Source organism: Peribacillus aracenensis, from assembly GCF_025175645.1.
GTDB classification, from domain to species: domain Bacteria; phylum Bacillota; class Bacilli; order Bacillales; family DSM-1321; genus Peribacillus; species Peribacillus aracenensis.
In genome coordinates this window covers 18,418-31,059 of sequence record NZ_JANZMJ010000015.1, presented here as the reverse complement: position 1 = coordinate 31,059, position 12,642 = coordinate 18,418, and the positions used below count along the sequence as shown (strand labels likewise).

The 12,642-nt window shown below is 41.4% G+C and carries 10 protein-coding genes; 2 read left to right on the top strand and 8 right to left on the bottom strand.

The features are described from left to right. Window position 1 precedes the first annotated feature (1 nt). Both kamA and N0M92_RS15705 read right to left on the bottom strand, forming a co-directional pair. Window positions 2-1,438, bottom strand: coding sequence for a lysine 2,3-aminomutase (gene kamA, locus N0M92_RS15710; protein ID WP_260286732.1), 1,437 nt, complete (start codon window positions 1,436-1,438; stop codon window positions 2-4). Between the two features lie 263 nt (window positions 1,439-1,701). After that, the gene (locus N0M92_RS15705) at window positions 1,702-3,183 is read right to left on the bottom strand and encodes a sigma-54 interaction domain-containing protein (protein WP_260286629.1); all 1,482 of its coding nucleotides are present in this window, start codon (window positions 3,181-3,183) and stop codon (window positions 1,702-1,704) included. A gap of 171 nt (window positions 3,184-3,354) precedes the next feature. Between N0M92_RS15705 and N0M92_RS15700 the strand changes: the two genes are divergently transcribed. Further along, window positions 3,355-3,867, top strand: coding sequence for a GNAT family N-acetyltransferase (locus N0M92_RS15700; RefSeq protein WP_397443866.1), 513 nt, complete (start codon window positions 3,355-3,357; stop codon window positions 3,865-3,867). 217 nt (window positions 3,868-4,084) lie between these two features. On the opposite strand, the gene N0M92_RS15695 is transcribed toward N0M92_RS15700, so the two are convergent. Beyond that, window positions 4,085-5,074 (bottom strand): LacI family DNA-binding transcriptional regulator, encoded by a 990-nt coding sequence (locus tag N0M92_RS15695; protein ID WP_260286626.1) that lies wholly within the window; start codon window positions 5,072-5,074, stop codon window positions 4,085-4,087. Between the two features lie 153 nt (window positions 5,075-5,227). Between N0M92_RS15695 and N0M92_RS15690 the strand changes: the two genes are divergently transcribed. Then, a complete protein-coding gene (locus N0M92_RS15690) occupies window positions 5,228-6,076 on the top strand; it encodes an HAD-IIB family hydrolase (RefSeq protein ID WP_260286625.1) in 849 nt (282 codons plus the stop codon). A 76-nt stretch (window positions 6,077-6,152) separates the two neighbouring features. Here the strand turns inward: N0M92_RS15690 and N0M92_RS15685 are convergent, their stop codons facing one another. The 5 genes from N0M92_RS15685 to N0M92_RS15665 form a co-directional block, all read right to left on the bottom strand. After that, complete coding sequence (locus N0M92_RS15685; protein WP_260286624.1) at window positions 6,153-7,070, bottom strand: peptidoglycan-binding protein; 918 nt, start codon at window positions 7,068-7,070, stop codon at window positions 6,153-6,155. 405 nt (window positions 7,071-7,475) lie between these two features. After that, the gene (locus N0M92_RS15680) at window positions 7,476-8,123 is read right to left on the bottom strand and encodes a 3-oxoacid CoA-transferase subunit B (RefSeq protein WP_192206315.1); all 648 of its coding nucleotides are present in this window, start codon (window positions 8,121-8,123) and stop codon (window positions 7,476-7,478) included. A gap of 17 nt (window positions 8,124-8,140) precedes the next feature. Continuing rightward, a complete protein-coding gene (locus tag N0M92_RS15675; RefSeq protein WP_230303876.1) occupies window positions 8,141-8,836 on the bottom strand; it encodes a CoA transferase subunit A in 696 nt (231 codons plus the stop codon). A gap of 32 nt (window positions 8,837-8,868) precedes the next feature. Further along, entirely contained in the window at window positions 8,869-10,254 is a 1,386-nt protein-coding gene (locus N0M92_RS15670) for a GntP family permease (RefSeq protein WP_260286623.1), read from the bottom strand. A gap of 679 nt (window positions 10,255-10,933) precedes the next feature. Continuing rightward, the gene (locus N0M92_RS15665) at window positions 10,934-12,604 is read right to left on the bottom strand and encodes a sigma-54 interaction domain-containing protein (RefSeq protein WP_260286622.1); all 1,671 of its coding nucleotides are present in this window, start codon (window positions 12,602-12,604) and stop codon (window positions 10,934-10,936) included. Window positions 12,605-12,642 lie beyond the last annotated feature (38 nt).

Below are 12,642 nucleotides of genomic sequence, written 5' to 3'. Positions count from 1 at the left end.
TTCATTCCTCCTTGCCTTCGGATTTAACCGAGCCACTAACGGCCATGGCGTTCTTTTTTTCTTGGGCTAGCCTTAATTTTTCCTTCATTTCATCCCGTTTATCACGGCGATCCTTCAAGGAAGCATGTTCCTCAGTGCTTTCGTACGATTTTCTCTTGTCAAGACGACGAAGGCCCTCTGGCACCAAATTGAATTTCTCGTCCGTCATGAGAGCTGAAATCCCGACGGCTTCTTTCCTATCCGCCGTACCATACACTTCATCAAAGTAAGCATCCGCACTGCCGGCAACATAATTCTTCGGCTCCGGATAGCTTGTGATAACTCCTTCAAAGTTTCGTAAAACGACTTTATCCGGACTTTGCGAAAGAAGGTAATTCGGAGTCAGGGCAATCTTTCCGCCTCCGCCAGGAGCATCCACCACAAAGGTCGGCACTGCATATCCTGATGTATGGCCGCGCAGCGCTTCAATGATTTCCAACCCTTTTGAAACCGGCGCCCGGAAATGGCCAATCCCTTCAGAAAGATCACATTGATAAATGTAATAAGGTCTTACCCTTGCTTTTACACAGTCATGCATAAGCTTTTTCATGATATGTACACTATCGTTGATTCCAGCCAGGATGACTGCCTGATTTCCAAGCGGCACGCCTGCCATCGACAGCATATCACATGCTTTTTTCGCTTCATCCGTCAATTCAAGTGAATGATTGAAATGCGTATTCAACCAAACCGGATGATATTTTTTCAGAATATTACATAAATTTTCTGTAATCCTCTGCGGGAAAACGACTGGTGCACGTGTTCCGATCCGAATGATTTCCACATGCGGGATGGCACGTAAGTTACTCAATACGTATTCAAGAATCTTATCATTGATCAGCAGGCCGTCTCCGCCAGAGATCAGCACGTCCCTTACTTCCGGAGTGTTCCGGATATATTCAATCGCCCCATCAAGCTGTTTCTTCGGAACACCCATGCCAACCTGACCTGAAAAACGGCGTCGCGTACAATATCTGCAGTACATGGAGCATTGGTTCGTTACAAGGAATAGAACGCGATCCGGATATCGATGCGTCAATCCTGGAACAGGGGAATCCTCATCCTCATGCAGCGGATCCTCCAAATCATATCTAGTCTTGTTCATTTCTGCCGAAAGCGGTACCGACTGTAAACGAATCGGACAGCGAGGATCATCGGGATTCATCAATGAAGCATAATAAGGCGTAATGTTCAACGGAATCGTTTGAGTCGAAATCCGGACTCCTTCCTCTTCTTCAGGTGTCAGGTTGACGACCTTTTTCAGATCATCCAGTGTTTTAATCGTATTGGTCAATTGCCATAGCCAATCATTCCACTGCTCTTCCGTTACATCCTTCCATAATTCGATATCATTATAATGCCTGCGTCCACCTAGGTATTCTTTATGTTTTACATCCATTCCCATCAAATTCATTTAAAATGCCCCCCTTATTCTAAAAACTTATATATATACTCTCGCAAGAATGATGCCAACATGAATAACACGGTAAACATAAGCAAAAGGGGGCAAACCGAGCTTAAAGTCGCAAAAAAATTTTCAATAAGCATAATTTTTTGCAGCCAGTTTCTTTGCGCCATGCGAAAAAAGAGGGTCTCTTTTCACAAGAGCCCTCTTCAAGTTACATGATCAAGAAAGTGGCAGCGTTTCCAAAAAACCTGAATTCACTTTGATTCCTTCGATCCCGCCGTATAAACTTTCTCAATGCCGTACTTGTTTAACTTATATTGCAGCCCCTGTCTTTTAATATTGAGGGCTTCTGCCGTTTTGCTGATATTTCCGTTATATTTCTCGAACATTTTGATGATCATTTCCCTTTCCATTTCTTCAAGAACGACAGGTAAATCAATCTTGTCCTGCAATGGGGAAGGATGGCTCTGCGCATTTGCTGCAGCATAATTTCCTGAAGGGAAAAGATAAGCGGGAAGATGATGTTCATCAATCATGTCTTCCCCTGCGTCCATGACGTTAAAGGTCAACTCGATGGCATGTCCCAGTTCACGAATGTTCCCTGGCCATTGATATTGAAGAAGCCGCTGCATCGCCTTTTGACTGATCCCGCGCACTTCGGTAAAAAATGATTTGTTGAACTTTTGAATAAAGTGATTGACGATTTCCGGAATATCCGTTTTACGCTCCAAAAGAGAAGGCATTTGGACCGTCACGACATTCAGGCGGAAAAATAAATCCGAGCGAATGATTCCCCGCTCCAACGCCTCTTCTGGAGATATGTTCATCGCAGCAATGATCTTAACATTAACCTTCTGCTCCTTCGAACCTCCAACACGGCGCACCTCACCTTCCTGAAGCACTCTCAGCAATTTTGCCTGCAGACCGAGGTCAAGGCTATTCAGCTCATCAAGGAAAAGGGTTCCGCCATTCGCCTGCTCAAAAATGCCCATGCGATCCATCGCTCCGGTAAAAGCCCCTTTCGTCGTCCCGAACAGCAGCCCCTCCATCAATTCCTTTGGAACAGCTGCACAGTTCTGCGCGATGAAAGGCTGACTTCGCTGAGCACTTACATTATGTATACTTTGGGCGACCAGTTCCTTCCCTGTCCCGGTGGGTCCATAAATCATGACTGGGGAATGTGTACGGGCCGCTTTTTTCGCCAATGAAATCGCTTGCTGAAAAGCAGGGCTACTACCAATCAAATCACTAAAATGATAGGTCGCCGTCCCTTCAGAGAACTTGCTTTTCTTATGGGTCTCGACCAGCTGGGAACGCAAATCGACAATTTGGTCGTACATATTCATGACCTTCGTAATATCCTTTGCGATTTCAACTGCCCCTATAATTTCACCATCCTCATACAGAGGATACGTACTATTGATCGACGTTATTTTCTTCTCTTTTACATTGACATATGTTTGAATGGACTCAATCGTTTCATTGCCTTTTTCCAATGCTACATGCAGCGTACTGGATTCATCAGTCAATGATGGATAAAGCTGAAAAATATTCTCCCCCAGCACCTGTTCACGATCAAGTCCGTCGATATGTGCCATCATTTCATTGTAGAATACCGTATCCCCATCCTTATTCACGATATGGACACCCACATTGATCACATTCAATATCCATTCAAATTGAGTGGAAAACTGATTTACTGAAGATTTCATTTCTTCATCTCCGTTCTCTGTCATTTGATAGAATCACCTGTAAATTATAGCATTTAATGGGAAACATTTATCTCTTTATTCTTATAAGATTAAAACTTCAACATAAAGGCATAGAATAATAAATTCAAATAAAGGAATCTCGCACCAAGCCAAGAAAATTAATATAAGAAAAATTAAATTTTAGAGGTGAGTCGGATTTCAGAACGAAGCAAAGAAACGAAAATAGAAATTAAACGGTGGGAAGATAGTGACCTTGAATTACTATTTCAACTAAATGCCCCAGAAATGATGGAACATCTTGGCGGAACAGAAAATAATGAACAAATCCTGAAACGCCATCAAAGGTACCTGCAGATTGAAGATAAGGGATGCATGTTTAGCATCATCTCGTTTCCGGAGGCAGATGCAGCCGGTTCCGTTGGCTACTGGCAAAAAGTGTGGAATGATGAATATGTATACGAAATCGGCTGGAGCGTCCTCCCTTCCTTTCAAGGAAAAGGAATCGCATCTCAAGCCGTGAAGGCACTGATAGAGAAAGTCAAAGCCGAACGAAAATACAAATACATTCACGCTTTCCCTTCGATCAATAATTCTGCATCAAACGCAATTTGCCGCAAGCTCGGCTTCAACCTCATCTCCGAATGTGAATTCGAATACCCGGCAGGGAGCTTTATGAGATGCAATGATTGGTGCTTGGAACTTGAATGAATTCTTTAGATGATTAGCGGACCTGTTCAGGAAGGATTATTCAAGGGTAGTCGAATCATGACGGGTTTAGGTGAATTATTTCCCGGGAAAGTCGAATTATTCCCAAGGCAGGACGGATTGCATCCTATCTGACAACATCCATATAGCCGGAGCTGCTTAACGTGTCTGTCTAAAAGGATAATGAACCTGAATAGGAAGTTTTATATCTTAATGATGGTTAGGTTGACTCCCTGATTTTAAGTTTAGTAGGCAATTTAATAATGTCCCGCTTTAATTCCAAATCATCATTTAAATATTTTATTAATTCCATAACAGTACGCTGTCCCAGTTCCATAATTGGTATATCGATTGTGGTTATGGTGGGGGTTGTGACTTGGCAAATCGATTGATTATCATAACCCACTATAGCTAGATATTCCGGTATTTTGTAGCCCAATGTAGTAGCCCTTTTAATAATTCCTGCTGCGACCTGATCATTTCCAGTAAATAAGGCAGTAGGCTTTTCTTTTAATTTTAATATTTCATCACAAATACGGAATCCATCTTCAATATTAAAACCATGTCCAAATATCCAATCTTCATTGTGTAGTAAATTATTATCCGCTAACGCTTTTAAAAACCCTTTTTTTCTTTGACCCTGAGCCTGACTATAAGAAGTATCGTAGCAAAAACCTATCTTCCTATGGCCTTTTTTTATTAAATGATTTACCGCTTTGTAAGTCGCTTCAAATTCATCATAACCAATAATTGGTATAGAGGCGGAATGATGGTATTCATTACACAGTAAGATTGGGCCGTATTTCAAATAAGGCTTTATTACATTCCATTCATTTTCTAACGCTCCTAAAATAACTCCATCTACTTCTCTATTCTTTAATTTTTCCATAACATCCAATTCATTTTTCGAATCATAAAAGGTTTGAAAAATAAGAACTTTATAATCATTTTCCAATGCTGCCAGAGATACCCCTTTAACCAATTGGGCAAAGAATGGATGATCGAATCTTGGGACTGATAGTGCAATGGTTTGAGTTTTATTTGTCCTAAAATTCCGGGCAAGTGAACTTGGTGCATAATCAAGTTCTTCAATGACCTTTAAGATTTCTTCCCTTTTTTCTTTCGATACATATGGATGATTATTCAAGACCCTAGATACCGTTGTTTTAGAGACATTACATATCTTGGCTATCTCGCTAATTTTAGTCATTTGATCACATCCTTGTAATAAGTGGTTGACATGTTATCGATTTCAGAAGTTATTATTAAACCGTTCCTCACATATCACATATTACCAAATTTTCCTGAGTTGCATTTTTACATGTTATTTAAGCGGATATTTTTAGCTAATGGAGGGGTTGTTATGTTATTGAATAAAAAGGGCGGGTTTCAGTTACTGCCAAATGTTAAAGACCCAAAATATATTGTATTCTGTGATTTTGATGAAACCTATTATCCTCACTTCATGAGTCACGAGAGGCAGAAAGATTTATATGAACTTGAAAATTACTTAGAGGCAAAAAGTCATGATGAAGAACTTGTATTTGGCTGGGTCACTGGAAGTGGTATCGAATCAATATTACATAAAATGGAACAAGGTGGTTTCAGATTTTTCCCGCATTTTATTGCCAGTGACTTAGGTACCGAAATCACCTATTTCTCAGAAAATAATTTTTTGGAAAATGATCCAGATTGGCATTCACGGATTACTATCGAAGAATTTAATAAAAGGAAACTCGATGAAATTTATCATGTTCTACATAACGGCAATATACCATTGATTCCTCAGACTCAAATGGGAAGTTCACGCTACAAAAGAAATTATTATTATCAAATACAACATGAATCCGTCGACAAGAAGAACTTAGCCACCATCCAGATGGTGGCTAAAGAGTACGGGATAGGGGTAAATATCAATCGTTGCAATCCCCTTGCCGGCGATCCTGAAGATAGTTATGATATAGACTTTATTCCATTAGGTACTGGAAAAAATGAAATTGTACGTTTTATGCTAGACAAATTCGCGCTGAGTCGGGAGCATGCCTTTGCATTCGGGGATAGCGGCAATGATCTGCTCATGTTAAAAAGTGTTAAACATGGTTACCTGGTAGGGAATGCAACTCAAGAAGCGAAGGAAGCTCATCCTAAAATAGCAACAGGCACGTACTCTAAAGGAATATTAAGAACTTTGCAATCCATAATTAATCATTAAGGGGAAGTATAAGTAGTGAGAAGTTGGAGCGCTTTTGCCACAGCTTTAACTTTCTGCTAACGGTATGGTTTTTCTATCAAGCAAGCAATTCATTCCATGTTTCTTGACCTGCAAGCTTATCAGCGGAAATCTTGCTTGCCTTTTGGTATTGAAATAATGCCGCCTCTGTTTTTTCCCCGAATTCTCCGTCAAGGGGCCCGGGGTTAAACCCTTTCAAATAGAGCGCTGCTTGCAGGATCCATGTGATGTTGCCAGCAGCTCCTTTTTTTAAGGTGACGGTTGCTGTCTTGGTTTTAGGTCCCCATTTTCCATCGATAATTAGCTTTTTATTGTATTGCTTATTCAGCTCTGTTTGTAAACCTTTTATTAGAGCCGATCGAGTTTTTGGACCATAAAACCCATCACCTTCAATGTTCGCTTTATATCGGCTATTTAACGTTTTTTGTATCGAAATTATATGACTATCTCCTTTGCTGGCCTTCGGCATTTCCATTTTTTCTAATTTGAAGGTAAGGTGAGGTTCTTTTCCTGCTTGTAACTGTGTAAAAGATAACCCGCCTGTCATCTCCAAGTGGGGATAATCCTTGAATGAACTCCAATCCCCGCCCCATTTAAAACCTAAATCTTTGCCTATGGCAGCTAAGCGCTGCCACTTTGAATCAACTGTCCATATCGCCCTCTTGCCATCATCACTTACAATGAAGAAATCAATGGCCAGTCCATAATTATGATAAGATTGCCCTGGTTTAGCGTTCGTCACAATAGGTTTGGCTAGATTGCTATAGTTTTTTCCATTGTAGCTGTAAACTCGTCCTTGACCATAAAGTGCGGCTTGTTCTTCCAAAGAGCGATGGCCCGCACTTATCTGTACAGTGATCCCTTCAGTATAAGCACGTTCCAACATTTCCAATGCTGATGTCTTCACCACAGGGTTTATCCCTTTGCCCATCTTTTTCACTGATCGATCCAATAATGTTCGTAATGCTACCGTCAATGCAATCCCTCCTTTTAAGTTCCCATCAGGCTTTATATAAGCCCTTTTAATGGAAAAGTAGCATGGTTGGAAAAGTTTGTTCTCATTTATTAGGGAATGGAAGTAATAGGTTATTTAACAAATATTCCAGCTGATTTCAGAAATCCGCTCCCTTTCCGCCGACTGCCTCCCAAGCCTCTTCAAAGCAAGAGTCTGTGGTCTAGCCAGATATTCGGCGGAAGTGTCGAAAATTCTTAGTTTTTTTTGAATCTATCATCTTTATCCAAGATTGATAACTGAGGTGAAAAAGCCTGTTGTTCCTTCACAATAGAAAGGGAATTTCCCCAAAAAAATTAGACTACTTCCGTTCGCCTGTTTGCGAATGAAAGTAGTCTATTAATGAATTATGTTATTAATCTCTTTAACTTACGCCTTAATTTCAATAGAGGGGCTTATTGTAAAGTCAGCCTCTGTTTTACTTTTCACTTCATCAAGTGTTATGCCATTTTGCAATTCTATCAATTCCATGCCAGCTTCTGTAAATTGAAAAACAGCCAGTTCGGTAATCAGGCAATGGACGACTTTTTCCCCCGTCAATGGCAATGTACAGCTCTTTTTCACTTTGGATTCACCATGCTTGTTCACATGGTCCATAATGACAACGATTCTTTTCGCGCCTTGGACGAGATCCATCGCCCCTCCCATTCCTTTTACCATCTTCCCTGGAATCATCCAGTTTGCCAAGTCCCCATTCTCGGATACTTCCATCCCGCCTAAAATGGCCAGGTCGATGTGGCCGCCGCGAATCATCGCGAACGATTCAGCGCTATCAAAAAATGATGCCCCCGATTTTGCGGTTACCGTTTCTTTTCCGGCATTAATCAAATCCGGATCGACTTCATCCTTTTGTGGATAAGGCCCGATTCCCAGTAAGCCATTTTCCGATTGAAGCATGACATTAAAGTCATTTGGAATCATGTTGGCAATCAAGGTCGGCATTCCAATCCCTAAATTCACACACATACCATCTTGGATTTCTTTAACGGCCCGTTCTAAAATTAACTGTCTAGTCATTCGAATACTCCTCCTTTTTATGCGTTAGCAGTTGTAAGTTTTTCAATTCGTTTTTCATAGTCATTTCCTACAAGCACTTTCTGTACATAAACCCCTGAAGTATGAATTTCATCTGGATCGAGTTCTCCTGTGCCCACGAGCTCCTCCACTTCGACAAGCGTGACTTTTCCTGCAGTGGCAACGACAGGGTTAAAATTCCTTGCCGTTTTCCGATATACAAGATTACCGAAATGATCTGCTTTCCAGGCTTTTACAAAGGCAAAATCTCCGACTATTCCTTTTTCCATAATGTATGTGCGGCCATCAAACTCTTTATGTTCTTTACCTTTCGCGACTTCCGTTCCTACTCCTGTAGCTGTATAAAAGGCAGGAATTCCCGCTCCGCCCGCTCTTAAACGCTCGGCCAGCGTTCCTTGGGGAACTAGCTCGACCTCCAGCTCGCCACTTAAAAATTGCTGTTCAAATAACTTATTTTCCCCTACATAAGAAGCGATCATTTTTTTGATTTGCTTATTTTCAAGCAATAGACCTAGACCCCAATCGTCGACTCCACAATTGTTGCTGACAATCGTCAAATCCTTTACCCCTTTGTTACGCAAAGCAATGATCAGTTTTTCTGGTATTCCGCTTAATCCGAATCCGCCAACGATAATGGTTGCTCCATCCTCGATTTGTTGAATAGCGCTATCAAAAGATGTTAATAATTTACTCATTTTCCATCATCTCCATTCTTAATACTATTCTATTAAATAAACAGTGAAGTTGCAAAAGCTATGATGAACACGGTCACTGTTTTCAAAACCGTAATCGCAAAGATATCCTTGTAAGATTGACGATGTGTCAGTCCAGTAATGGCAAGCAAGGTAATGACGGCACCATTATGCGGCAGCGTATCCATTCCGCCAGATGCCATGGATGCAATTCGATGAAGCATTTCCGGGGTGATTCCGACACTTTGGGCCACCTGCAAATAGTGACCTCCCATTACTTCTAACGCAATCGAAAGTCCACCTGACGCGGATCCGGTAATCCCTGCCAGCACATTGACGGCGATGGCTTCGGATACGAGTGGATTGCCGCTTGCATCGAACACCCAGTTTTGAATGACCGAGAATCCAGGAAGCGTTTTCACCACATTCCCGAAACCAACTTCAGATGCAGTATTGAATATGGCAAGCAAGGATCCCATTGCCGCAGCTGTTAATCCAGTTGCCAATTTGACCTTGATACGTCCAACATTCAGAAGCATCGCTGCAATAATACCGATTGTCAATGCAACAATCAAAGACCAGGATGAAGTGACTGTGCTTACATCGGCGATGTTGAAAGTTTCCTTCAACATCGATGCATCATACCAGTGCTTAACCGAAATGGCACTCCGGCTGAAAGCAAAATTAAACGCTACGACAAGGATGAGCGGTACGATGGACAGCCAAAAGTTAGGCAGGTTTTGCTGTTCTGCACTTTCTGGTTCATTAATATGTCCTTCCCCGTAGCCTTCGCCATTTGCCAACGCTTGTTTACGGCGACGCTCTAACCAGATCATTCCTCCAGTGAATACCATGATCGCGCCAATAATCCCCATTATGGGGGCTGCATAGGTATCCGTTCCGAAATAATTCGTTGGAATGATATTTTGAATTTGAGGTGTTCCAGGAAGGGCATCCATCGTATAAGTGAAAGCGCCTAATGCTATCGTTCCTGGCAATAATCTTTTTGGAATGTCTGCTTCTTTAAAGATTGCAGCTGCAAATGGATAAACGGCGAATGCCACTACAAACAATGAAACCCCGCCGTATGTCAGCGCCGAACACGCCAGCACCACGGCAAGAATGGCCTGCTTTGAGCCTAGTGATTTTACGATGGTCTTGGCAATGGATGCAGCTGCACCGCTCATTTCCATGACTTTTCCAAATACGGCCCCTAATAAGAATATCGGAAAAAACGCTTTTATATAGTTAGCCGCAAATGTCATATATGTCTCTGTATAACTCGGCAGCAAATGTCCACCGGATAAAATGACCGCCAATAAAGTAACGATCGGCGCTATGATAATGACCGGATAGCCCCGGTAGGCTAAAAAGATTAAAAGTCCCAGCGCCACAACAATGGCTAAAATTTGAATCACCAACTCAATTCCCCCTTTTCTCCCCTTGCCCCAAAATAATTTCAGAAGCCCTTAAGCAGAACTAGTAATCTCCTAAATTCCATATTTTCAATTTTTCCGCCTTTGCCATCCAAGCTTGCCTTCCCCAAGTCAAGCTGAAAGATCTTCCTAAGTGGTTTCCAATTATTGAGAACGCTTTCAGCAATCTGCTGAATTACGAAATCCCCTTTCATTTTACGTGGAAACACAATATAAAATGACAGATAGGCCATTCACAAAAGTAATTATGCAATTATTGTGCCAACTTAAGCACAATGAAAAATGACATCTTTTAAAGCCTTTTCCAACATTTTATTTCCCTGTTTATCAATAAAATCCTTTAAAACTGTCAAGGTTTCAGTACACATACGTATAAACTTCGAAAAAGTGTAAGCCTTTTCTTACACCGTTTATATTTCCTTTTATTTTATGTACGGATTTCCTTACAATTTGCTCGTGAAAAATTCTTAAGAGGTGGTTAATAAGTATAAAAAAAAGTGCCCTTGGGCTAAAGGGCACTTCAGACTGTAGACATACTCAATGAAAATCGAGTTGGTCTATAGTTAATTTGATCGTTGATTTCCTCTCCAAGCACTCGCTTTCCATCCAATCTACTATTTTAAAAATTTAGAAAGTACCCTTCGCAAAAGGACAATTTCTACATTCATAAACCATATTTATTCATTTTTTCATACAGTGTCGTGCGACTCACTCCGAGTCTCTTTGCCGTTTCTGATTTATTACCAGAAGTCATTTCCAAACATGAAACGATTGCAGCCCGTTCGGTTTCATCCATCACTTCCGCTAAAGTGCGAATCGATACTGATTCTTTATGCCCTGTTATTTCTTTAGGGAGATGCTTGGAACGTATCATTTCCCCTTCTTCCACAATATTCATTGCGCGTTCAATGATATTCTCCAACTCACGGATATTACCCGGCCATTTATAAAGACGCAGCAGCCGTAAAGCTTGTTCACCCATCCCCGTTACGCGTTTTTTCATGAGGTTCTGGTACTTTTCAACAAAATGATTTGCCAGTATTTCAATGTCCTCCGGTCGCTCTTTCAAGGAAGGAACCTGGATTTGCAAGACCTTCAGCCGGTAATACATATCAAGCCGGAATTCCCCCTTCGAGACCATTTCCTCCAGATTACGGTTCGTTGCAGCGATTACCCGTACATCAATCGGAATGCTTCCCGTCGAACCGACCCTCTCGATCTCTTTTTCTTGTAACACACGGAGCAGCTTAACCTGCATATGCAGTGGCAGCTCACCGATTTCATCAAGAAAAATCGTTCCGCCTTCAGCCGCTTCGAACTTACCTGCTTTGCCGCCTTTTTTTGCACCAGTGAAAGAACCCTCTTCATAGCCGAATAGCTCTGACTCCAGCAGCTCTGCCGGGATGGCGGCACAGTTCACTTTGACAAATACACCCATGGCCCTTCTGCTATCATTATGAATGGAATGGGCAAACAGCTCCTTACCTGTTCCGCTTTCACCCAAGATCAACACATTCGAGTCGCTTTTAGCGGCAATTTTGGCTTGACCTTTCACTTCCATGAAAGCAGGACTTCTCCCCATCAAATGATCAAACGTATAGGAGGCCTTATTCCTCTCGCGAAAATCGCCTTTGTACTTTTTCAGCTCAACTTCTAGTGAATTTATCCGTTTGGAAAGAGCGGTAAATTGACCGACATTCTTAAACAGAATCTTTCCGACCGCCCCTATTAATTTACCTTGCTTCCTTATCGGGGAGCGGGTCGCAATTATATAATTATCTTTTATTTTTTGTAATTCAGCGACCTCTTGCTTGCCAGTTTTGGCGACCACATGCATACGGGTATTTTCAATGACCTCCGTTACATGTTTCCCTATGGAACTTTCCTGATCGACGCCAAGAAAATCCGCATAAGCGTGGCTCAGCATTTGGACATACCCTTCCGTATCGACCATCACCAAGCCGTCATAGGCAAATTCGATAATATCCTTAAACAGAAGTTCTTCATGATTATCGCTGTTAAGAAAATCACTTTTATTATTTGTAAATAATAGGAGATAAATCTGATACTCCTCATCACCCATTTGAATGATGGCCTTTCTGACAATCCCATTATGATCATTCAAACGAATCGGAGTATTTACAGCGGGTACAAGTTTTTTTTCAATAATCAAATTTATTTGCAGATCCAATTCATTCTCAGCAAAAGCCTCGGATAATACGCGATTGCTGAGAACGATTTCTGTTTCGTTTTTGGTTACCAAAACACCAAAAGGCAATTCTTCCAATATCGCTTTCACTAATTCGAATTGAATAGTTTTATGATCGCTGGCCATTCCCATTCTCCTTAACCCGTCTGAAGTTTCCTCCATTA

Coding starts and splice junctions, on each gene's coding strand:
- N0M92_RS15680 (WP_192206315.1), bottom strand. CDS start 8,123: ATGACTAGACAGTTAATTTTAGAACGGGCCGTTAAAGAAATCCAAGAT.
- N0M92_RS15675 (WP_230303876.1), bottom strand. CDS start 8,836: ATGAGTAAATTATTAACATCTTTTGATAGCGCTATTCAACAAATCGAG.
- N0M92_RS15695 (WP_260286626.1), bottom strand. CDS start 5,074: ATGACTAAAATTAGCGAGATAGCCAAGATATGTAATGTCTCTAAAACA.
- kamA (WP_260286732.1), bottom strand. CDS start 1,438: ATGGATGTAAAACATAAAGAATACCTAGGTGGACGCAGGCATTATAAT.
- N0M92_RS15665 (WP_260286622.1), bottom strand. CDS start 12,604: ATGGCCAGCGATCATAAAACTATTCAATTCGAATTAGTGAAAGCGATA.
- N0M92_RS15690 (WP_260286625.1), top strand. CDS start 5,228: ATGTTATTGAATAAAAAGGGCGGGTTTCAGTTACTGCCAAATGTTAAA.
- N0M92_RS15705 (WP_260286629.1), bottom strand. CDS start 3,183: ATGACAGAGAACGGAGATGAAGAAATGAAATCTTCAGTAAATCAGTTT.